General features: G+C 71.8%; 20 protein-coding genes. 14 read left to right on the top strand and 6 right to left on the bottom strand.

Annotation, left to right across the window (positions count from 1 at the left end):
• Positions 1-44: 44 nt before the first annotated feature.
• From ACS5PV_RS17040 to ACS5PV_RS17025, 4 genes are all read right to left on the bottom strand, one after another.
• Positions 45-1349 (bottom strand): MFS transporter, encoded by a 1305-nt coding sequence (locus ACS5PV_RS17040; protein WP_455396526.1) that lies wholly within the window; start codon positions 1347-1349, stop codon positions 45-47.
• 136 nt (positions 1350-1485) lie between these two features.
• Positions 1486-2448 carry an amidohydrolase family protein gene (locus tag ACS5PV_RS17035; RefSeq protein ID WP_455396525.1) on the bottom strand — a complete coding sequence of 321 codons (963 nt, stop codon included), beginning with the start codon at positions 2446-2448 and terminating at the stop codon, positions 1486-1488.
• An 8-nt stretch (positions 2449-2456) separates the two neighbouring features.
• The gene (locus ACS5PV_RS17030) at positions 2457-3746 is read right to left on the bottom strand and encodes an MFS transporter (protein WP_455396524.1); all 1290 of its coding nucleotides are present in this window, start codon (positions 3744-3746) and stop codon (positions 2457-2459) included.
• A 149-nt stretch (positions 3747-3895) separates the two neighbouring features.
• Positions 3896-4930, bottom strand: coding sequence for a 4-hydroxythreonine-4-phosphate dehydrogenase PdxA (locus tag ACS5PV_RS17025; protein ID WP_455396523.1), 1035 nt, complete (start codon positions 4928-4930; stop codon positions 3896-3898).
• Positions 4931-5107: 177 nt separating this feature from the next.
• Here ACS5PV_RS17025 and ACS5PV_RS17020 point away from each other — a divergent pair, with 177 nt between their 5' ends.
• From ACS5PV_RS17020 to ACS5PV_RS17000, 5 genes are all read left to right on the top strand, one after another.
• Positions 5108-5791, top strand: a complete 684-nt coding sequence (locus ACS5PV_RS17020) for a GntR family transcriptional regulator (protein ID WP_455396522.1) — start codon at positions 5108-5110, stop codon at positions 5789-5791.
• A gap of 276 nt (positions 5792-6067) precedes the next feature.
• A complete protein-coding gene (locus tag ACS5PV_RS17015; RefSeq protein WP_455396521.1) occupies positions 6068-8173 on the top strand; it encodes an acetate--CoA ligase family protein in 2106 nt (701 codons plus the stop codon).
• Between the two features lie 36 nt (positions 8174-8209).
• Positions 8210-9286, top strand: a complete 1077-nt coding sequence (locus ACS5PV_RS17010; protein WP_455396520.1) for a phosphotransferase — start codon at positions 8210-8212, stop codon at positions 9284-9286.
• Positions 9276-10148: a crotonase/enoyl-CoA hydratase family protein gene (locus ACS5PV_RS17005; protein WP_455396519.1), complete on the top strand. Its 873-nt coding sequence runs from the start codon at positions 9276-9278 to the stop codon at positions 10146-10148. Before ACS5PV_RS17010 ends, ACS5PV_RS17005 begins: the two co-directional genes overlap by 11 nt.
• A 36-nt stretch (positions 10149-10184) precedes the next feature.
• A complete protein-coding gene (locus ACS5PV_RS17000; protein WP_455396518.1) occupies positions 10185-11105 on the top strand; it encodes an SMP-30/gluconolactonase/LRE family protein in 921 nt (306 codons plus the stop codon).
• 142 nt (positions 11106-11247) lie between these two features.
• Here ACS5PV_RS17000 and ACS5PV_RS16995 read toward each other — a convergent pair whose 3' ends face one another.
• Positions 11248-12036 (bottom strand): IclR family transcriptional regulator domain-containing protein, encoded by a 789-nt coding sequence (locus ACS5PV_RS16995; protein ID WP_455396517.1) that lies wholly within the window; start codon positions 12034-12036, stop codon positions 11248-11250.
• 131 nt (positions 12037-12167) lie between these two features.
• Here ACS5PV_RS16995 and ACS5PV_RS16990 point away from each other — a divergent pair, with 131 nt between their 5' ends.
• Complete coding sequence (locus ACS5PV_RS16990) at positions 12168-13439, top strand: CaiB/BaiF CoA transferase family protein (RefSeq protein ID WP_455396516.1); 1272 nt, start codon at positions 12168-12170, stop codon at positions 13437-13439.
• A 34-nt stretch (positions 13440-13473) separates the two neighbouring features.
• Here the strand turns inward: ACS5PV_RS16990 and ACS5PV_RS16985 are convergent, their stop codons facing one another.
• Complete coding sequence (locus ACS5PV_RS16985) at positions 13474-14550, bottom strand: SDR family oxidoreductase (protein WP_455396515.1); 1077 nt, start codon at positions 14548-14550, stop codon at positions 13474-13476.
• Between the two features lie 122 nt (positions 14551-14672).
• On the opposite strand from ACS5PV_RS16985, the gene ACS5PV_RS16980 reads away from it, so the two are divergent.
• From ACS5PV_RS16980 to ACS5PV_RS16945, 8 genes are all read left to right on the top strand, one after another.
• Complete coding sequence (locus ACS5PV_RS16980) at positions 14673-15812, top strand: ABC transporter substrate-binding protein (protein ID WP_455396514.1); 1140 nt, start codon at positions 14673-14675, stop codon at positions 15810-15812.
• Entirely contained in the window at positions 15796-16578 is a 783-nt protein-coding gene (locus tag ACS5PV_RS16975; RefSeq protein ID WP_455396513.1) for an ABC transporter ATP-binding protein, read from the top strand. Before ACS5PV_RS16980 ends, ACS5PV_RS16975 begins: the two co-directional genes overlap by 17 nt.
• Positions 16575-17306 (top strand): ABC transporter ATP-binding protein, encoded by a 732-nt coding sequence (locus ACS5PV_RS16970; protein WP_455396512.1) that lies wholly within the window; start codon positions 16575-16577, stop codon positions 17304-17306. The genes ACS5PV_RS16975 and ACS5PV_RS16970 overlap by 4 nt, the downstream gene beginning before the upstream one ends.
• Positions 17303-18172, top strand: a complete 870-nt coding sequence (locus ACS5PV_RS16965; protein WP_455396511.1) for a branched-chain amino acid ABC transporter permease — start codon at positions 17303-17305, stop codon at positions 18170-18172. The genes ACS5PV_RS16970 and ACS5PV_RS16965 overlap by 4 nt, the downstream gene beginning before the upstream one ends.
• Positions 18169-19236: a branched-chain amino acid ABC transporter permease gene (locus ACS5PV_RS16960; RefSeq protein ID WP_455396510.1), complete on the top strand. Its 1068-nt coding sequence runs from the start codon at positions 18169-18171 to the stop codon at positions 19234-19236. The genes ACS5PV_RS16965 and ACS5PV_RS16960 overlap by 4 nt, the downstream gene beginning before the upstream one ends.
• A 206-nt stretch (positions 19237-19442) precedes the next feature.
• Positions 19443-20312, top strand: coding sequence for a MaoC/PaaZ C-terminal domain-containing protein (locus tag ACS5PV_RS16955; protein ID WP_455396509.1), 870 nt, complete (start codon positions 19443-19445; stop codon positions 20310-20312).
• Positions 20309-21085: an enoyl-CoA hydratase/isomerase family protein gene (locus ACS5PV_RS16950; protein WP_455396508.1), complete on the top strand. Its 777-nt coding sequence runs from the start codon at positions 20309-20311 to the stop codon at positions 21083-21085. Before ACS5PV_RS16955 ends, ACS5PV_RS16950 begins: the two co-directional genes overlap by 4 nt.
• A gap of 1 nt (position 21086) precedes the next feature.
• Complete coding sequence (locus ACS5PV_RS16945; protein ID WP_455396507.1) at positions 21087-22151, top strand: acyl-CoA dehydrogenase family protein; 1065 nt, start codon at positions 21087-21089, stop codon at positions 22149-22151.
• Positions 22152-22153: the final 2 nt, after the last annotated feature.

The following is a 22153-nucleotide window of genomic DNA, read 5'->3' as shown; positions in this document are numbered from 1 at the left end:
GGATCCGCCCGGGGCTCTCCCGGCCCGTTGGGCGGCGGTTTCTGTCAGCGGTTCACCAGCCGGGCCGGGATCAGGAAGATCAGGCCGGCGGCGAGCACCAGGGTGGCGGCGAGGAACAGGATCGACAGCTCGGTCTTGCCGGTCGCCTGCGAGGTCCAGCCGACGATGGCCGGGCCGAAGAAGCCCGAGAGGTTGGCGAAGGAGTTGAGCACCGCGAGCCCGCCCGCCGCGGCGACGCCCGAGAGCATCGCGGTCGGCAGGTTCCAGAACAGCGGCGGGATGGCGAGGATGCCGGCGGTGGCGATGCAGAGCGCGAGGACGCCGAGCACCGGCTGGCTCTGCCACAGCACCGAGAGCCCGAGCCCGACCGCGCCCATCAGGTAGAGCCCGGCGAGGTGCCAGCGGCGCTCGCGGAACCGGTCGGAGCTGCGGCTGACCAGCACCATCGAGGCGATGGCGCACAGGCTCGGCAGGGCCGAGACGAGGCCGACCATCGCCGGGTCCTTGACGCCCATGTTGGTGATCAGCGTCGGCAGCCAGAAGTTCAGGCCGTAGAGGCACAGGTTGCAGATGAAGAAGATCCCGGTCATCAGGATCAGGTAGCGGTTGGTCAGCGCCGCCCTCAGCGTCAGCGCCGGCTTCGCCTGGCGCTCCGCGGCGATGTCCTCGAGGATCGCGGCCTTCTCGTCGGCGTCGAGCCAGCGCGCCTGCTCGACACGGTCCTCGAGGAGGACGAGCAGCGCGACGCCGATGGCGACGCTCGGCAGGGATTCGAGCAGGAACAGCCACTGCCAGCCGGCATAGCCGAGCACGCCCGACATGTGGCCGAGGATCAGGCCCGAGAGCGGCCCGCCGATCAGCCCGGCGACGCCGAGCCCGATGAAGAACAGGCCCACCACGCGACCGCGGCGCTCGGCCGGAAACCAGGCGCTGAGATAGTAGATCACGCCCGGCATGAACCCGGCCTCGGCGAGCCCGAGGGCGAAGCGGACGGCGTAGAACTGCCAGGCGGTCTGCACCAGCATCGTGGCGGCCGAGATCAGGCCCCAGGTCACCATGATCCGGGCGAGCCAGGTGCGCGCGCCGACCCGGTGCAGGATCAGGTTGCTCGGCAACTCGAACAGGAAGTAGCCGAGGAAGAAGATCCCGGCACCGGCGCCGTAGACCGCGTCGCTGAATTGCAGGTCGGAAGCCATCTGCAGCTTGGCGAAGCCGACATTGACCCGGTCGAGATAGGCGGCGAGGAAGGCCAGGATCAGCAGCGGCACGATCCGCGCCGTCGCCTTCCTGTAGGCCGCGTCCCGGACCGGGAGACCGGCGCTCGCGGCCGGAAGGGCGATGGTGGACATGATGGTTCCTCCCACGGTTTGTCTGGCGTTGCGGGGCCGATTGTTGTTCTTGTGAGACGCGATCGATGCCTGTTCTCAGGCAGACATGACAATCACCTCGTCATTCCTGGGCCGAGGGTGGAGGAACGGGCTCCGGTCAACTTGCCCGCCTCTCTGCAATATCGTGCGTCATCCGGTAGACCCGCCGCGCGGTCTCCGAAAACACCTTGCGCAGGCGCGCCGGATCACGCGTTGCGAGCCCGCGCAGCACCGCGCCGACGATCCGCGGGATATCGGCCGAGAGGCCGCTGACCGGCAGGTTGCTGGCAAACATCACCCGGTCGTCACCGAAGAGCGCGACCGTCTCGGCGACCACCCGCACGGTGCTGTCCTCGTCGAAGCGCCCGCCGCGCAGGCCGAATTCCGACAGCTTGACGCTGACCTGCGGCAGGGCCGCCAGGGCCTCCATGCCCCGGCGCCAGGCGGACAGCCCCTCCGCCGAGCGGTCGAGCGGCAGGCCGCAATGGTTGAGCACGACGGTGAGGCCGGGCAGCCCGGCCACGACCTCGGCGGCCTCCGCGAGATGCCAGAACGGCACCCGCAGGTCCCAGGACAGGCCGTGCGCGGCCAGGCGCGCGAGGCCCGCCCGCCACGCCTCGTCCTGGAGCGAGCCCGGCTCGCCGGCGACCGACAGGCCGGGCGCCGCGGCGGTGACCGGCTTCGAGCGCACGCCGCGGAAGGCGGGGCTCTCGCGGTGCGCGGCCAGCACCGCGTCGAGATCGGGCTGGAGGAACGAGACGTGGCCGACCGTGACGCCCGGCAGGTGATCGCGGGCGCGCACGGCGTCGATCCAGCGGGTCTCCGCAACCTGCTCGTTCCGGGCGCGCTCGGCCTCGACGTGAACGGTGGCGGCGAGGCGCAAGGGGAGGCAATCCCGCCGCAGGTCGGCGACCGCGTAGTCGTGGCGGAGAGGTTCGTAGGGGCCGAGGAAGAACGCCGCGCCGGCATAGCCCTCCTGGAGCCAGGGGTAGTGCCCCTCCCCCAGCGCCCACAGGTGGTGGTGGGCGTCGACGATCCCCCCGGGCAGGACCTCGTTCAGGAGGGCGAGGGGATCGGCCATCGCGGCGCTCACGCGGCCGGGACCGCGTGCGGGACGGGTTGCGCCGAGCCCGCCACCTGCACCTGCGGCTTGATCCAGAAGGTCGCGGCGGCACCGACGAGGAGCAGGCCGATCGAGCCGGCGAACGGCAGGGTCCAGTTCTGCGTCGCGTCGATGATGAGGCCGAACAGGATCGGCGAGATGATGCCGGCCACCGCCGAGCCGGCATTCATCAGCCCGCTCGCGGTGCCGGCGTGGCGCGGCGCCACGTCCATCGGCACGGCCCAGATCGGCCCGATCGTCAGCTCGATCATGAAGAAGGCGCCGCTCAGCAGGAGCGCGATTCCCGCGAGGTCGCGCACGAACAGGACCGGGACCAGGAAGGCGGCCGCCCCCAGGAAGCTCACCAGGATGACCCGGGCGCGCGCCGCCTCCAGGCTGCCGGTGCGGCGATAGACCCAGTCGCAGATCACCCCGCCGACGGTGTCGCCGACGACGCCGGCGAAGAACACGCCGGAGGACAGGATCGCCGAGTTCTTGATGTCGAGGTTGTAGCCGTGCTTGAAGAACACCGGCAGCCAGGTGAAGAACAGCCAGCCGGTCCAGCCGTAGCAGAAATATACCATCATGGTCGGGGCCATGCGGCGCAGGAGCGGCCCCCACGGCACCGCGTCGGCCTTGCCCTTGCTCAGGGAGTAGGCCGGCACGTCGGCGAGGTCGCCCGCCACCACCCCGCGATGGGTGCGCGGATCGTCCCGGAAGTAGAACCACCACACGACGACCCAGACCGCCGTGACCGCGCCGAGCACGATGAACGACATCCGCCACGACAGGGTGAGGATCAGGAAGGCGACGAGCGGCGGCGTGACCGCGTTGCCGAAGCGCGAGCAGGAATGGGTGACGCCTTGCGCGAAGCCGCGCTTGGCGCGCGGCGTCCAGCTGGTGAGCGCCCGGCCGGCGGCCGGCAGCGTCGCGCCCTCGCCGATGCCGAGGACGAAGCGCACGGCGAGCAGCGCCGCGAAGCTGCCGACGAGCCCGGTGCCGATCGTGGTCAGCACCCAGATCAGGCCGCAGACGAGCAGCGTGACCCGCGAGCCGATCCGGTCGGCGATCCAGCCGCCGACGACCTGGAACACCGCGTAGGAATAGGCGAAGGCCGAGAAGGCGATGCCGAGCTGGGTGTTTGTCATCCCGAGTTCGGCCTGGATCGAGGAGGCCGCCGTCGACAGGTTGACTCGGTCGACGTAGAGCAGGAACGACATCACCGAGAGCAGGATCAGGACGTTGAGCGGCGCGCCTCCGCGGCGATACCCGAACATGGTTTCCTCCCGTCGCCATGGCTGGTCATGATCGTGCGGTTTCTTGCTTTGGTTTTCTCATTGTCCGCTTCGCCCTAACCCGCGACACCATAATGAGGTCGCGGGGGGATGCCGGTGACGTCGTCGCGCGGATTGCGCCGATCAGGCGCTCACGCCGCCTGCCGCACCGCTCCCCTGCCCGCCATCCGGGCGGCGAGGAGCAGGGCGGCCCGGCTGGCGCCCGGATTGGCGATGCCCTGGCCGGCGATGTCGTAGGCCGAGCCGTGGGCCGGGGTGCAGATCGGGAACGGGAAGCCGCCGAGCAGGGTCACGCCGCGGTCGAAGCCGATGAGCTTCATGGCGATCTGGCCCTGGTCGTGGTACATCGTCAGCACCGCGTCGAAGGCGCCCTTGGTCGCGCGCAGGAAGACGGTGTCGGGCGGGAACGGCCCCTGGGCGTCGATGCCCTCCTGCCGGCCGGCCGCGACCGCGGGTGCGATGATCGCGTCGTCCTCGTGGCCGAAATTGCCGCCGTCGCCGGCATGCGGGTTGAGCCCGGCCACCGCGATGCGGGGCGCGGGAAAACCGCTGTCCTTGAGCGAGCGGTTCGTCAGCCGCAGCCCCTCCAGCACCGCGTCGTAGGTGATGAGCGAGGCCACCGCCGAGAGCGGCACGTGCGAGGTGATGCGGGCGTTCCACAGCCCTTCGAGGATGTTGAACTCCTTGGCCGGCACGTCCTTCAGGCCCAGCACCTCGGCGGTGAAGCCGATCTCGTCGTCGTAGGGCGGGTGGGCGAGGCGCATCGCCGCCTTGTTGAACGGCGTGAAGCAGACCGCGCCCGCGACACCCGAGGCCGCGAGCCCGATCGCCTCGCGGAAGTTGCGCAGCGCGAAAGCGCCGCCCTCCGGCTGCACCTCGCCGAGCGTGATGGAATCCGGGTCGAGATGGCCGAGGTCGAGCAGCACCGGGCGCTCGCCCGGGGTCGGGTCCTGGCCCGGGCGCCGTACCTCGACGTCGAGTGACAGGCCGGCCTGCGCGGCGCCGCACTCGAGGACACGGGCATCGCCGACGATCAGCAGGCGGGCGGCGGCGCGGATCTCCGGATCGGCCGCGACCTTGGCGGCGAGTTCGGGCCCGATCCCCGCCGGGTCGCCGATGGCGACGGCGAGCACGGGGCGCAGCGGGTCGGCGGACCTGTCGGGCATGGCGGAGTCCTGGCGTTTCCTCGGATTGACCACCGTATAGACCCGGGCTCACCTGCACGCAAGAATGCTGTATGCAGGAAGACAGGATGCGTGGCGCCTGCGGTGGCCGTGGGCGGGGCGCGAGTGGCAGGAGGACGAGGCCCCATGCTAGGAGGAGGCGCGGCGGCGAGGCGGGGGATGGACGTGAGCAACGAGGGGGCACCGGCCCTCGACCAGCTGGTGCCGGTCAGCCGGCGGACGCTGCACGACGAGCTGGTCGGGCGCATCCGCGACCTCGTCATCGAGGGCCATCTGGCGCCCGGGAGCCGCATCCACGAGGGCCAGCTCGGGCAGGCGCTCGGGGTCTCGCGCACGCCGCTGCGCGAGGCGCTGAAGTTCCTGGCGAGCGAGGGCCTGATCGAGCTGGTGCCCGGGCGCGGCGCGGTGGTGCGCCGCCTGACGCCCGGCGACGTGCGCGACATGCTCGACGTGCTGGCAGCCCTGGAGACGACGGCGGGCCGCCTCGCCTGCCAGCGTGCGAGCGACGCGGAGATCGCGTCCCTGCGCCGGCTGCACGACGAGATGATGGGCTACTACGCAACCCGCACCCGGCTCGAATACTTCAAGCGAAACCAGGCCTTCCATGCCGGCTTGGCGACCCTGTCGGGCAACGCGTTCCTCGCCGCCACCCACGAGGGCATCCAGTCGCGGCTGCGCCGCATCCGCTTCGTCGGCAGCGACGCGCCGGAGAAATGGGCCGGCGCCGTCGCCGAGCACGAGGAGATGGTGTCGGCCCTCGAGGCGCGCGACGCCGAGCGCCTCGCCGCGGTGATCGCCCGCCACCTCGAGGCGACCTGGGTGCGGGTGCAGGACGTGATCTGATACGCGGTCCGGAAGACTTCCCTCCGGACAGCGTGTCAGGCCGACCCGCTCACCCTCGCCGCCCGAGCCCGGCCGGCGGATTGGTGGCTTTACAGAGGCTCTGACATGCTCGACAATGAATGAAAGAGCATTTCATAGAATGAAATCAATCATGAGGGAAACGCCCGCGCCCGCCCGCCGCCCCGGCGATGGGCAGGCTTGCTCCGCCCGTTGCCCGGCCGCCTTCCGATGACGGCGAGCGGGAGCGCCCGGCGCGATCCCTACGCGCCGGAGGCGATGAGGCGGCTCATCGCGCCCGAGAGCGTCGCGGTCGTAGGGGTATCCGAGCGGCCGAACGCCTTCGGCAGCCGCACGGTCGCCAACCTCAAGGCCTTCGACGGCCGGGTCTACCAGATCAGCGCCAGGCACGCCGAGCTCGCCGGCCGGCCCTGCTACCCGAGCGTCGCGGCCCTGCCCGAGGTCCCGGACTGCGTCGTGATCGCGACGCCGCGCGAGGCGGTCGAGCCGGTCGTGCGCGAATGCGCGCAGAACGGCGTCGGCGCGGTCCTGGTGCTGGCGGCCGGCTTTGCGGAGACGGGCAAGCCCGAGCCCGTCGCGCTCCAGCAGCGCCTCGTCGACATCGCCCGGGACGCGGACATGCGCCTCGTCGGGCCGAACACGATCGGTCTCGTCAACTACGCCACGGGGGCCGGCCTCACCTTCTCGGCGATGCCCGGGCGCCGGCCGCTCCAGCCGCACGCGATCGGGATCGTGAGCCAGTCGGGCTCGCTCGGCTTCTCGATGGCGCAGGGGATCGAGCGCGGCGTCTCGGTCAGCCACGTCCTCACCGCCGGCAATTCCTGCGACGTCGACGTGGCGGACCACGTCGCCTACCTGGCGCGGGATCCGCATTGCCGGGCGATCGCCTGCCTGTTCGAGGGCATGGCCGATCCGGGCCGGATGCTGCGGGCAGCCTCCCTCGCCTGGGAGGCCGACAAGCCGCTCGTCCTCTACAAGATCGCGACCGGCCAGGAGGGCGCGCGGGCGGCCCTGTCGCATACGGGCTCGCTCGCCGGATCGGACGCGGCCTACGCGGCGGGCTTCGCGCGGGCCGGCGTGATCCAGGTCGACCGGCTCGAGGCCCTGGTCGAGGCGGCGGCGTTCTTCGCCAAGGCGGGCCGGCCGCGGGCGCCGGGCGTCGCGGTGATCGCGACGTCGGGCGGCGCCACCATCATCGCCGCCGACAAGGCCGAGGCGCACGGCGTGAGCCTGCCGCAGCCCGGCCCGGAGGCCGCCGCCGTGCTCGCCGCGCAGGTGCCGGAATACGGCTCGACCCGCAACCCGTGCGACGTGACCGCCCAGGTCATCGGCTCGGCGGACAGCCTCGCGGCCTGCGCCGGGGCGCTGCTCGCCGACCCGCTCTACGGCGTCATGGTGACCTCGCACGCCTACGCCTACGACTCGGCGACGGTCCGGCTGCCGGTGTTCAGCCGCGCGGCCGCGGCCAACCAGAAGCTCGTGTGCAACGTCTGGGCGCCGGAATGGCTCGGCGGTCCCGGCGCGCACGAGACCGAGAGCGATCCGCACCTCGCGCTGTTCCACTCGATGGACCGCTGCTTTGCCGCGATCCGTGCCTGGCACCGGCGCGACGCCCTGCGGCGGGCCGGCCCGACCCGCGCGGACCGGATCTCGGACCCGGGCGCCAAGGCGCGGATGGAGGCCCTGCTCCGGGAGGCGAGGGGCACCTCGCTGACCGAGCGGGAAGCCAAGGCCGTCATGGCGCTCTACTGCATCCCGGTGGTGGAGGACCGGCTGGTCTCGTCCGCGGCGGAGGCGCAAGCCGCCGCGCGAGCCCTCGGCTTTCCGGTGGTGCTCAAGGGCGAGAGCCCGGACATCCTGCACAAGACCGAGGCCGGGCTGGTCAAGCTCGACCTCGGAAGCGCGGCTGAGGTCGAGCGCGCCTATACGGAGATCCTGGGCGCGGTCGAAGCCGTGGTGCCGAGGCCGGATTTCCGGGGAGTGGTCGTCCAGCCGATGATCCCGCGGGGCGTCGAGATCATGGTCGGCGCCCGGCACGACCCGCAATTCGGCCCGCTCGTCGTCGTCGGCCTCGGCGGGATCCTCGTCGAGGTGCTGCGCGACACCGCGCTCCTGCTCGCGCCGGTGAGCCGCGCGGAGGCCGAGGCGAGCTTGCGCGGCCTGAAAGGGGCGGCCCTGCTCGACGGCTTTCGCGGCGCGCCGGCGGTGGACGTGCCGCGTCTCGCCGAGATCGTGTGCCGCTTCTCCGAACTCGCCGCCGATGCGGGCGGGGCGGTCGCCGAGATGGAGATCAACCCGCTCATCGGCGCGAGGGACCGGATCGTCGCCGCCGATGCGCTCATCGTGAAGGGCGGGCCGCGCTGATGCCCCGCCTGCGCCCCGATCCCGCGAGGACACGCGATGGACGCCCACCCCATGCCGAGGGCTGAGGCGCCGGCGACCGGTGCGCCGGCCCTGGTCCCGGTGCTGCCGAACCATCGCTTCGACGAGGCGGCGCTGCGGCGCCACCTCGCCCCGCTCCTGCCCGGCGCGGCGGACGGGCTCGTGGTGCGCCAGTTCCAGGGCGGGCAGTCGAACCCGACCTTCCACCTCGCCACACCCGCCGGCGCCTACGTGCTGCGCAAGAAGCCGGGCGGCCTCCTCCTGCCCTCCGCCCACGCGGTCGACCGCGAGTACCGGGTGCTCGGCGCGCTGGCCGCGACCGACGTGCCGGTTCCCAAGGTCCGGCTCTATTGCGACGATTCCAGCGTCATCGGCACTCCGTTCTACGTGATGGACCATCTCGACGGCCGGGTCTTTGCCGAGCGCGACATGCCGGGGGTCGATCCTGGCCATCGCCGGGCGGCCTTCCTCGACGCGGCGCGGGTGCTCGGGCGCCTGCACCGGCTCGATCCGAGTGCGATCGGCCTCGGCGATTACGGTCGCCCCGGCAACTACGTCGGGCGCCAGGTCGCGCGCTGGACGAAGCAGTACCGGGCCGCCGACCTCGCGCCGGAGCCGGCGATGGACAGGCTGATCGCCTGGCTCGCGGCGCATGGCGACGTCCCCGACGAGACGGCCATCGCCCACGGCGACTACCGCCTCGGCAACCTAATGCTCCACCCGGAGGAGCCGCGGGTGATCGCGGTCCTCGACTGGGAGCTCTCGACGCTCGGCCATCCCCTCGCCGACCTCGCCTATTGCCTGCTGCCCTGGCGCACCACGCCGGCCGAGCAGGGGCTCGCCGGGCTCGACGTGCCGGGCCTCCCGGACGAGGCCGAGTTCGTCGCCGCCTACAGCGAGGCGGCCGGGCGCCCGGTGCCGGCCGACCTCGACGTCTTCGTGGTGTTCTCGCTGTTTCGCTGGGCGGCGATCGTCGCCGGCGTCTACCGGCGCGCGCTCGACGGCAACGCCGCGGACGCCCGCGCCGTCGACGTCGCGGGCGAGAAGTTCCGCCGGCTCGCCCGCCGCGGGGAGGAGATCGCCTATGGCCGCTGATACGGGCCCGGAAGTCCTGTCCGACCTCGACGACGGGGTCCTGACGATCACGCTGAACCGGCCGGACAAGCTGAACGCCTTCACGGCCACGATGCGCGAGGGCGTGGTCGCCTGCCTCGACCGGGCGGACCGCGACGACGCCGTGCGCGCGGTGATCGTGACCGGAGGCGGCCGCGGCTTCTGCGCCGGCGCCGACATGTCGGCCGGGGCCTCGCGCTTCGACGTCGCCGGCCGGGCCGGTGGCGACGGCGAGGCCCTGCGCGATTCCGGCGGGCGCCTGGCTTTGCGCCTCTACGAATCCGTCAAGCCCGTGATCGCGGCGGTGAACGGGGCGGCGGTCGGGGTCGGCGCCACCATGCTGCTGCCGATGGACATCCGGCTCGCCGCGACGAATGCCCGTTTCGCCTTCCCGTTCACCCGGCGCGGGCTGGTGCCGGAGGCGTGCTCGTCCTGGTTCCTGCCTCGCGCCGTGGGGATGCAGCGGGCGATGGAATGGGTCGCCACCGGCCGGATGATCCCCGCCGAGGAGGCGCTGGCGAGCGGCCTCGTGCGCAGCCTGCACGCGCCCGACGACCTCCTGCCGGCGGCCCGGGCGCTGGCCCGCGAGATCGCGGCGAGCGCCGCACCGGTCTCGGTGGCGCTCGCCCGGCAGATGATGTGGCGGATGCTCGGGGCCGACCATCCGATGGAGGCGCACCGGATCGAGAGCCGGCTTCTGGCCGAGCGCGGCCGCAGCCCGGACGTCAAGGAGGGCGTGACCTCGTTCTTCGAGAAGCGGGCACCGGATTTCTCGGGGCGGGTCTCGGCCGACATGCCGGAGGCCTATCCGTGGTGGCGCGAGCGTCCCTACGGCGGGAACTGAGGCACAGCCCTGTCGAACACAACACGGAGGAACCCAATGACCGACATCACCGTGATGGCGACGGGCCTGCGCTTCCCGGAAGGGCCGGTCGTCCTGGAGGACGGGTCGATCGCGCTGGTCGAGATCGCCCGCGGGACGGTCTCGCGGGTGGCGACGGACGGCACGGTCTCAGTCATCGCCGAGCCCGGCGGCGGGCCGAACGGCCTCGCCCTCGGGCCGGACGGGATGCTCTATGTCTGCAACAACGGCGGCTTTGCCTGGCACGAGGAGCCCGGCATGATCCGGCCGGTCGGCACGCCGGACGATTATTCCGGCGGGCGGATCGAGCGGGTCGATCCCCGCACCGGCACCTGCACCTTGCTCTACGACCGGTGCGGCGACCATCGGCTCAAGGGGCCCAACGACATCGTCTTCGACCGCGCCGGCGGCTTCTACTTCACCGACCTCGGCAAGGCGCGCCACCGCGACCGCGACCAGGGCAGCGTCTACTACGCCAAGGCCGACGGCTCGTTCATCACCGAGGTGGTGCACCCGATCCTGACCCCGAACGGCATCGGGCTCTCGCCCGACGAGACGGTGCTCTACGTCGCCGAGACCGAGGGCGGGCGGCTCTGGGGCTTCGACCTCGCCGAGCCGGGCAGGATCCGGCGTCACCCGTTCCCGTCGCCGCAGGGCGGCCGCTTCCTGTTCAACCAGGCCGGCTACGAGCGCTACGACAGCCTCGCGGTCGAGGCCTCGGGCAACATCTGCGTCGCGACCCTGATGACGGGTGCGATCACCGTGATCTCGCCGGAGGGGGAACTGGTGGAGAGCGTACCGATGCCGGACGTCTACACCACCAACATCTGCTTCGGCGGGCCGGATCTTCGGACCGCCTACGTGACGCTGTCGGGAACCGGGCAGCTGGTGCGGATGCCGTGGCGGCGACCGGGTCTGAGGCTCAACTTCGCACCGTGACCGGTCGGCACTATCGCTCGTGACGCTCGCCCTTTCCCGGACGGCTGAGGCGTCAGCGGAAGGAGATCCGGGAAAGGGGGCAGCTCATGATAAACGTCACCACGGGCCTCCAACGCCGTGGCGCAACGTGCTTGGGCGCCGTCTAGCTGCCGCGCATTGCGGCGAGCGCCTCCGCGATCTGCGCCGCCGCCTCCCGCAGCGGCGCGACGAAGCGGGCGACCACGTCGGCCTCGTCGAGGGAGTTGCGCAGGTACATCAGGTTGAGGCTCCCGACCGCGACCCCGCCGATCAGCACCGGCACGCCGATCGCCGAGGCGATGCCGTTGTAGGAGGTGCGCGAGTAGTCCGGGTTCATGCTGGCGTATCCCCGCTCCCGCACCCTTGCGAGCAGCCGGTCGAGCGTCTCGGGATGGTGGATGACGGCGTTCCACGGGTCGTCCGACCCGCCGAGCGCCGCGAGCGCCCGGGCGCGGGTCTGCGGGTCGCAGAAGGCCAGGAACGCCAGGCCGAGGGAGGTGCCGAGCAGCGGCGCCCGGTAGCCCGGCCGGCGGTTGAAGTGCAGCACGCCCTCGCTGCGGCTAGTGCGCGCCACCACCATCGCGTCGCCGTCGAAGACCGAGACGTCGGAGGGCCATTGCAGGCCGGCATGCAGCCGCGCCAGGATCGGGGCGGCGGCGAGCGCCATCTCCTCGTGCGTCTGGTAGCCGCTGCTGAGTTCGAGCGTGCGCCCGGTGGTGACGTAGACGGCCTTCGTCGGGTGGCGCGCCACCAGCCCGGCATGGATCAGCGTCTCCAGCATCCGGACGATGGTCGGCCGGTTGAGGCCGGTCTCGCGATAAAGGTCACCGACGCTCGCCTCGCGCAGGCGGTTGAGCGCGCGCAGGACCTCCAGCACCCGCAGGGCCGCCGTGACGGGCTCGAAGGACGGCATCCGCGATCACTCTCCCGGTCGGCGCAGCGGCACGCGAGGACGGCGTTGCATCCGCCGGCGATCGGTCTACACTGTTTTGAACACACGTTTCAACACATGAAACGAAGAAGACCAACGGGAGGAGCGCGGCTTTGGCGGACGCGGATCCAACACGCGCGGCGGACGGACCGGAGGCGGGCGCACCACACGGCCCGCTGCACGGGCTGACGGTCCTCGACCTCTCCCGCGTGCTCGCCGGACCCTGGGCATCGCAGATCCTCGGCGATCTCGGGGCCGAGGTCTGGAAGATCGAGCGGCCGGAGACGGGCGACGACACGCGGCTGTGGGGCCCGCCCTTCGTGCAGGGGCCGGACGGGCCGTCGGACGCCGCCTACTATCTCTGCGCCAACCGCAACAAGCGCAGCGTCGCGATCGATTTCGGCGACCCGGAGGGTGCCGCCCTGGTGCGGCGGCTCGCCGAGCGGGCGGACATCGTGGTCGAGAACTTCAAGACCGGGGCGCTCGCCCGCTACGGCCTCGACTACGCGTCGCTCTCAAGGGCCAATCCGGGTCTGATCTACTGCTCGGTGACCGGCTTCGGTCAGACCGGGCCCTATGCCGGGCGGGGCGGCTACGACTTCCTGATCCAGGGCATGAGCGGCCTGATGAGCGTCACCGGGCGGCCCGACGACGAGCCGGGCGCCGGGCCGATCAAGGTCGGGCTGCCGGTGAGCGACCTGTTCACCGGCCTCTACGCCGCGACCGCGATCCTCGCCGCGCTCCACCACCGCACCGCGACCGGCGAGGGCCAGCACATCGACTGCGCCCTTCTCGACAGCCAGGTCGCGGTCCTGGTCAACCAGGGCATGAACCACATCGTCGGCGGGCTGACCCCCGGCCGGCTCGGCAACTCGCACCCGAACGTGGTGCCCTACCGCGAGTTTCAGACCGCGGACGGCTACGTGCTCGTCGCCTGCGGCAATGACGGGCAGTTCCGCAGCCTGTGCGGGCTCCTCAATCTCCCCGAACTCGCCGCCGATCCGCGCTTTCGCGACAATGTCGGGCGCCTGCGCGACCGCCGGGAGCTGGAGGCGACCCTGGGCGCGGCGATCCGGCAATGGACCTCGGCCGACTTCTTCGCCGCCATGGAGGCGGGCGGCGTGCCCGGCGGTCCGATCAACCGCATCGACCAGATCCTCGCCGACCCGCAGGTCGCGGCCCGCGGCCTGCTCAAGCGGATGGAGCGCTCGGACGGCACCCCCGTCACGGTGATCGGCTATCCGAGCCGGCTGTCGCGCACGCCCGCGACCTACCGCATCGCCCCGCAGACCCTCGGCGAGGCCACCGGCGAGGTACTGGCCGCGCTGGGCGTGGACGAGGCGGAGCGCACGAGGTTGCGGGAGAAGGGGGTGATCCGTGACTGATCCCCTCCCCTCTTTCGGACCGGCGCCGGTCGCATCAAGCCGGCAGCACCAGCCGCTCCTGGAGATCCGCCAGCCACCAGGCCAGCGACGCTTCCGTATCGATGCACTCGCCGAACCCCGCCTGCCGGATCTTGATCGTGCTGAGCAGCGAGGCGGTCGAGTGGGTGCGCGAGAAGGCGAAGTCGGCGAATTGCCACGAGGCGCCGACCAGCCTGTCGAGCGACAGGGGCCGCAGGCCGTGGCGCGCCACGATGTCCCGCCAGGTGGCGGCCCGGCCCGGCAGGATGCGGGCGAGCGGCATCGGGTGCGGCAGGCCGACCTCCATCCGGAACGCGCGGGCGATCACCGGCCAGAGATTCTCCCAGGTGAAGACGTCGCCGTTGGTGACGTTGAAGGTCTGGTTCGCCGCCGCCGCCGTGCGGCCGGCCCAGGCGATGGCCCGGGCGAGCAGGCGCGCATCCGTCGCCTCGGTGACGCGGGTGCCGGTGCCCGGATAGACCAGCGGAAGTCCGAGCTCCCGGCTGATCGCCGCATAGGCGCCCACCGCCGCGACCATGTTCATGGCGCTGCCTTCCGCAAAGCCGAACACCACCTGCGGCCGGAAGATCGTGAAGCTCCAATCCTTTCCGGCCTGCCTGTCGGCCAGAAGGTCCTCCTGCGCCCAGTAGAAGTTCGGGTGGATGTGGCGGGGCGCGCTCTCGCGGGCCGGGACCGGGATCTGGCCGAGATGGACCCCGTAGGCCTTGGCGCCCTGGAGCAGGGCGATGTGGGAGAGCCCCGGATTCCGCGGCTCGACCGCGTCGAGGAGGTTCGTCAGCATCGCCAGGTTGGTGGCGATCTGGTCGTCGTCGAGCCAGCCGCCGGTGAGGTCCGGTTTCTCGTAGAGCGCCGCGTAGACCACATGGGTGAGGTTGCGGATCTCGGAGAGCCGCGCCCGGCACTGCGCGGCATCCGACAGATCGACCGCGAGATGCGCCGCCCCCGTCGCCGGCTCGGGCGGGCGGCGCGACAGGGCGATCACCTCCCAGCCTGCGCTCAAGTAATGGTCGATCACCGCCCGCCCGACCAGCCCGCCGGCGCCCGCAACCAGCACTGTTCCCGCTTGAGCCATGATGTTCTCCGCGTCGCGAATGTGCATATATACAGATAGACGGCGTCAAAAAACAATGTTATAACTTATAAAACGAGCAAGAAACGTCAAAAAATACTTGCTCAAATATGGGAGGAACGAACGTGCTATCGAGACGCAGCGTTCTGGCCGGGCTCGCCGCGGCCCCGCTCGTGCCGGGCCTCGCGCGGGCGGCGGATCCGATCAAGGTCGGGCTCATCATCCCGCTCAGCGGCGGCGCCGGCCGGCAGGGGCAGGACGTCGCCCACGCGGTCCAGGCGATGGCGGCGCTCGTCAACGAGGGCGGCGGCGTGCTCGGCCGGCCGGTCGAGATCCTGGTGCGCGACGACGAGAGCACGCCGGCAATCGGCGTCGCCAAGGCCAACGAGCTTGCGGCGGCCGGGGTCGCGGTGGTGCTGGAGGGCTGGAACAGCCCGGTGACGCTGGCGATGCAATCGGTGCTGGCGCGGGCCGGCATCCTCGACATCACGATGATCTCGAAGGCCGACGCGATCCTGGCCAGCGCCTCGAACCCGCTGGCGATCCGCCTCAACAGCGCCAACGTGCAGGATGCGGCGATCATCGCGCAGTATCTCGGCAGCAAGACCAAAAAGGCCCGCATCGTCTTCGTCACCGAGAACGACGCCTACGGCAACGGCGCCCAGCAGGGCATCGAGGCCGAGTTCAAGAAGGCTGGCCTCGACTACACCATCGCCCAGACGCTCAAGTTTCCGTTCCCGCAGACCGATTTCCGGGTCGAGATCACCAGCATCCGGGACGCCAAGCCCGATTACGTCATCAGCATCAACGCCAACGAGGGCGCCGGGCTGCCGGCCTTCCTGCAGCAATACGCGCAAGGCCAGGTCGGCGCGCCGGTGGTCTGCACCGTCGGCACGGTCGGCCCGAGCGTGATCGAGACCACCGGCAAGGCGGCGAACGGGCTCCACAGCGCCGACATCTACTTTCCCGAGACCGAGCCCTTCGCGAGCAACTCGGAGAACAAGCGCTTCGTCGCGCAAGTCCAGAAGCAGTTCAGGACCGAACCGGACAAGTTCATGGCGCTCGGCGCCGCCTCGCTCCAGGTCTGGGCCAAGGCGGTGGCCAAGGCCGGCACCCTCGACCGCAAGGCGGTCGCCGGTGCGATCCGCGGCCAGGAGATCCCGGACACGATCTTCGGCACCGTGCGCTTCGAGCCCAACGGCCAGATGCAGCACCGGCACTTCGTGTTCACGGTCAAGGATGGCAAGATTGTCGTCGAGAGCTGATCCCCCACCGGTTCTCGCCGTCGAGGCGCTGTCGGTCCGCTTCGGCGGGTTCCAGGCCTTGCGGGCGATGTCGTGGTCGGTCTGCGCCGGCCGGATCCTCGGCATCATCGGGCCGAACGGCGCGGGCAAGAGCACCTGCTTCATGGCCGCCACCAACATGGTGTCGCATGGCGGGCGAATCCGGCTCGACGGGGCGGACGTGACGGGCAGGCCCGCCCACGACCTGGCGCGGGCCGGCCTGCGTCGCACCTTCCAGCAGAACGCGTTCTTCGGCGGGATGACCGTCTTGGAGAACATGGCGGCGGCCCTGATGGAGAGCCGCCCGAGCCCGCTCGCCCAATCGGTGTTTCTGCCCTGGATCGAGGCGCGGCGGCGGCGCGCGATCGAGGCGCAGGCGCGGGCCCACCTGCTGGCCTACCACGTGCCCGAGGCCACCCACGGGCGGCTGCCGGGCGAGCTCTCCTACGGCACGCAGCGCATGCTCTCGATCGCGCTCGCGGCCGCGCCCGGCGCGCGGGTCGTGCTCCTCGACGAGCCGGCGGCGGGGTTGGGCGGCCCGGACATGATCGCGCTCCGGGGCGTGCTGGAGCGGATGCGCGACGATCGTCTCGCGGTGGTCTTGATCGAGCATCACATGGACCTCGTGATGGCCATCGCCGACGAGGTCGTGGTCCTCGAACTCGGGGAGCCGATCGCGTCTGGCCGGCCGGCCGAGATCCAGGCCGATCCGCGCGTGCTCGCGGCCTATCTCGGGAGGGCGGCGTGAGCGCGCGGCTCGAGATCGCCGGCCTGCACGTCGCCTACGGCCGGGCCGAGGCGGTCGCGGTCGAGCATCTCGTCGTCGCGCCCGGCACGCTCGCCGGGGTGATCGGCGCCAACGGCGCCGGCAAGTCGACGCTGATCAACGCGGTCGCCAACTGGTCGCGGGCCGAGCCGCGCATCACAGGATCCGTCCGCCTCGACGGCGAGGAACTGGCCGGGCTCTCGGCGGAGGAGCGCGTGCGCCGCGGCCTCCAGCTCGTGCCGGAGGGGCGCGGCGTGTTCCTCGGCCTCTCCGTCGAGGAGAACCTGAAGGCGGTGGCCCGGCCGCGCGGCAGCCACGGCGGGCGAACCTACGCGGTCGCGGACGTCTACGCGCTGTTTCCGCGCCTGCGCGAGCGCCGGGCGAACCTCGCCGGCTCGCTGTCGGGCGGCGAGCGTCAGATGCTGGCGGTCGGCCGGGCCTTGCGCATGGCGCCGAAGCTCCTCCTCCTCGACGAGCCCTCGATCGGGCTCGCCCCGCGCCTCGTCGCGACGCTGCTCGCCACCATCCGCGAACTGGTCGAGGGCGGGCTGACGGTGCTTCTCGTCGAGCAGAACGTGCACGCGGCGGCCGAGGTCACCGACGTGCTGCATCTCCTGGAGCGCGGCCGCGTGGTCGCCACCGGCTCGGTGGCGGAGATGCGCAACGACCCGCGCATCGTCGAGGCCTATCTCGGAGCGAGCCACGGATGAACGTCGCCCAGCAACTCGTCAACGGCGTCATCATCGGCCACGCCTACGCGCTCGTCGCGGTCGGCTGGACGCTGCTCCTCGGCGCGGCGCGGCTCGTGAATTTCGGCCACGGCCAGATGTACATGATCGGCGCCTTCGTGGCCTGGTGGGTGATGGCGGCGACCGGCCTGCCCTACCCGGCCGCGGTTCTCGCCGCGGTCGTGCTCGGTGCCGTCCTCGGCGCGGTGATGCAGCGCCTGTTCCTGCGGCTCACGCTGTCGCAGGACCTGGTGAGCCTGATGATCGTGACGCTGGGCTTCGGCCAGGCGCTCGAAGGCGCGGCCGGCCTCGCCTTCGGCCCCAAGCCCCAGACCCTGGCGAGCCCGTTCCAGGAGATGAGCGTCCATCTCGGAGCCGTCTGGTTCACCGTGCAGGACGCGATCCTGGTCGGGGCGACGATCCTGGTCTTTGCCGGCCTCTACCTCGCGCTGCACCGGTCCTGGCTCGGGGCCGCGGTCCGGATGGTGGCCGAGGACCCGCGGCTGACGGCGCTCGGAGGCCTGCGGGTCTCGCGCATCTACATGGGCATCTTCGCCTTCGAGGGCGCGGCGGTCGCCTTCGCGGCGGCGCTCGTCGCCCCGCGCACCCCGATCCTGACCTCGATGGGCTTCGACCAGGTGGTGATGACCTTCGTGGTGGTGGTGCTCGGCGGCATCGGCAGCGTGCTTGGCAGCTACGCCGCCGGCCTCGGCATCGGCCTGTTCACGGCGCTGTTCGGCGCCCTCGTCTCGCCGGCCTACACCACGGCGGCGGTCTTCGCCCTCCTCATCGCCGCGATGGTGCTGCGGCCGGGCGCGCTGTCGGCCTCCGGGAGCTTTGCCCGATGACTCATTCCCTTCCCCGCCTCGCCCTCCCCCGCCTCGCCCTCGCTGGCCTGCTCGCCGTCGCGGGCTTCCTGCTCCCGGGGCTGCTCGGCGGCGCGCCGCTCGTCTACGACACCCTGGTGGCGATCGCGATCTTCTCCGCGATGTCCTACGGCCTCGACGTGATCCTGTCGGATCTCGGCGAGATCAGCCTCGTCCATACCGCCTTCTTCGCCACCGGCGCCTACGCGGCGGCGATCCTCACCGTCACCTACGGGCTGGGGGCCTGGACGGCGCTCGCCGGCGCGGTGCTGGCGGCGCTCCTGCTCGCCCTGGTGCTCGGGCTGATCACGCTGCGCACGCGGGAATTCGCGTTCTCGCTCGTCACCTACGCGGCGGCGGTGGTGTGCATGAACATCGCCTCGAACTGGGACTTCCTCGGCGGCTCGGACGGCATCGTCGGCATCCCGCCCCTCGATTTGTCGATCGGCCCGCTGGAGCTGACCGCCGGGCGCAGCGCCGAGTTCTGGCCCTACGCCTACGCCCTGCTGCTCGTCACCCTCTACGTCGTCCACCGCTTCCGGCGCTCGCGCCTCGGCCAGGCGGCGCTGATGGTGCACATGAACCCGCGGCTCGCCACGATGTGCGGCCTCGACGGCACCCGCATCCGTCTCCAGGTCTTCCTGCTCTCGGCGGTGATCAGCGCCGCGGCGGGCTGGCTCTACGCCTTCCAGCGCGCCTATGTCGGCACCGACCTGTTCGACACCTACTTCCTCGTGCTGATGCTGACCGCGGTGATCCTCGCCGGGCGGCGCATCCTGCTCGGGCCGCTCCTCGGCACCGCGCTGCTCCTGTCCCAGAAGAGCTTCGCCTCGCTCGGCGCCTATGGCGACAAGCTGGTGCTCGGGATCGTGCTGGTCGCGGTGCTCTGCCTGTGCCCGCGGGGCCTGGCGAGCCTGTGGCCGCGGCGGCGGGCGGAGGCCGCCTCAGCCGAATCGAATGTCTCCGACACATCGAAGTCGAGCGCGGTTCCCCTCTCCCGTGTGGGAGAGGGGTCGGGGGTGAGGGTGGCTCGGCTTCCGCAATGATCCTGGACCGCCGAGCTGCACAGCTCGGCGTTCGGAGCCTCATTCTGAATCGTCTCCACCCCTGCCCGATCTCCAATCGCCCCTACCCCTCTCCCACATTCTGCAGTGATACAAGGCGAGTATCACTTGGCAGGCCCAATATTGCCTGGAGAAGGGATCCCGCGCTCCGTCTTTACCGAACAGACCTAGCGAAAGCTGCTAAAGTCATGCCCTTCATCTACGATTCCCTGATGCGCCATCGCATCCCGGAGGTGCGCCAGCACCTCACGCGGCGCGACAGCGTGCTCTACGCGCTCTCGGTCGGGTTCGGGCAGGACCCGCTCGACGCCCGCCAGCTCGACTTCGTCGACGGACATCGGCCCTTGAAGGCCGTGCCGACGATGTCGGTGGTGCTGGGTCACCCCGGCTTCTGGATGGCCGATCCGGCGACCGGCATCGACGCGGTCCGGGTCGTCCACGGCGAGCAGCGCATCGCCATGCACCGGCCGCTCCCGGTCGAGGGCGAGATCGTCGGCACCACCCGCATCACCGGGCTCGTCGACAAGGGCGCGGGACGCGGCGCCCTGCTCTACTCGGAGAAGGAGGTGCGGGACGCCGACGGCACGCTGCTCGCAACGACGCGCAGCACCACCTTCCTGCGCGGGAACGGCGGCTTTAACGGTCCCTCCGGCCCGGTGGCGGAGCCGCACGCCCTCCCGGAGACCCCGCCGGACACGATCGTCGAGATGCCGACCCGGCCCGAGCAGGCGCTCTATTACCGCCTCAACGGCGACGACAACCCGCTCCACGCCGATCCCGAGGTGGCGGCACGCGCCGGCTTCCCGCGCCCGATCCTGCACGGGCTGTGCACCCTCGGGCTCGTCGGCCACGCGCTGCTGCGGGTGCTCGGGGACTACGAGCCCGGCCGCTTCCAGGAGCTCGCCCTGCGCTTCTCCGCGCCGGTCTATCCGGGCGAGACCGTGCGGGTGGAGATCTGGCGCGACGGCTCGTTCCGGGCGCGCGTGCCGGAGCGCGACGTGGTGGTGATCAACAACGGGCGCGCGGTGTTCGCGGGCACAGAGGAGGTGGAGGCATGAGCGTGACGGATCACCCCGTGCTGCTGGAGCGCCGCGACGGCGTGGTGGCGATCCTGACCCTCAACGAGCCGGGAAAGCGCAACGCGCTCACCCCGGCGATCCGGGTCGCGCTCGCCGAGGCGATCGAGCGCATCGAGCGCGATCCCGCCATCCGGGCGGTCGTGCTCACCGGCGGGACGCAGGTGTTCAGCGCCGGCGGCGACCTCACGGCGATGCAGGCCGATGGGCTCGCCGGCGGGCGCGACCGATTCCGGCTGCTCCACGCCATCGTCCGGGCGATCGTGAAATCGGGAAAGCCCTACATCGCCGCCGTTGAGGGCTGGGCCGCCGGCGCCGGCTTCAGCTTCGCGCTCCTGTGCGACACGATCGTGGCCGCCGAGGGCGCGCGCTTCGTCGCCTCGTTCCCGAAGGTCGGGCTCGTGGCCGATGCCGGCCTGCTCCACACCCTGCCGGCCCGGGTCGGCCAGGGCCGCGCCCGCCAGATCCTGCTCCAGGCAAGCCCGGTCGGCGCCCGGGACGGCCTCGCAATCGGCCTCGTTGACGAGGTCGTGGCGGACGGCCACGCCCTCGACCGGGCTGTGACGCTCGCCCGCGCCTACGAGGGCCTGGCGCCGCTCTCGACCGCGATGGCCAAGGAATGGCTGGCGCGCGGGATCGACGAGGTGCTCGACTGGGAGCGCAGCGCCCAGGCCGCCCTGTTCCAGACCGCCGACCACCACGAGGGCAAGACCGCCTTCCTGGAGAAGCGCCGGCCCTCCTTCCAGGGACGCTGACATGACGGAATCTCCCACGGACGATGCCGGCGCGATGTTGCGCGAGACCGCCGATCGCCTGCTCGCCGATCGCCTGACCCCGCAGGCGCGCGCCACGGCCGCCGCGGGCGCATGGCCCGCGGCGCTGTGGTCCGCCCTCGACGAGGTCGGCCTGCCCGCCGCGATCCTGCCGGAGGAGGCCGGCGGGTTCGGGGTGCCGGTCGCCGACGCCCTGTCGCTCCTGACGGTGGCCGGCCGCCACGCCCTGCCGCTGCCGCTCGCCGACACGATGCTGGCCGGCCTCCTGCTCGCCCGCGCCGGGATCGCGGTGCCGGCCGGGCCGCTCGCGGTCGCGCAAGGGTCGCAGATCCATCTCGATGCGGCCGGCCGCGCGACCGGCCACGCCTGGGGCGTCGCATTCGGCCGGCACGCCCGGGCCGTCGTCGCCCTGGCGGAAGGCCCCGGCGGGCCGATCCTCGTCGTGCTGCCGCGGGACGCGCTCACGGTCGAGCCCGGCACCGACATCGCCGGCGATCCGAGCGACGCCCTGCGCGTCGACTCGGTCGCGGCGGACAGCGCCCCGGCTCCGTTCGGTGCGGCCGAGTTGCGGGCGGCGGGCGCCGCGACCCGCGCCCTGATGATCGCCGGCGCGCTCGGTGCCGTCAGCGCCATGACGGTGGACTACGCCCGCGAGCGCCGGCAATTCGGCCGCGCCATCGGCCAGTTCCAGGCCGTGCAGCAGAACCTCGCGGTGCTCGCCGGCCAGGCGGCCTCGGCGGCGGCCGCCGCCGACCTCGCGGCGGAGGCGGTGGCGGACTGGGCGAGGGAACCGGGGCCGGGGCTGCTGCCGGCGGTCGCCGCCGCCAAGGTCCGCACCGGCGAGGCGGCGGGCCAGGGCGCGGCCATCGCCCACCAGATCCACGGCGCGATCGGCTTCACGGCGGAGCACCGGCTGCACCACCATACCGGCCGCCTGCGGGCCTGGCGCGACGCCTTCGGGCGCGAGGCCGAATGGGCGCAAGGCCTCGGCCGCCACCTGATCGCCGCCGGCCCCGACGGGCTGTGGCCCGCGATCACGGCCGCCTGAAG

The organism is Methylobacterium sp. Gmos1 (assembly GCF_053764715.1).
This window is presented reverse-complemented; position numbering and strand designations above follow the sequence as displayed.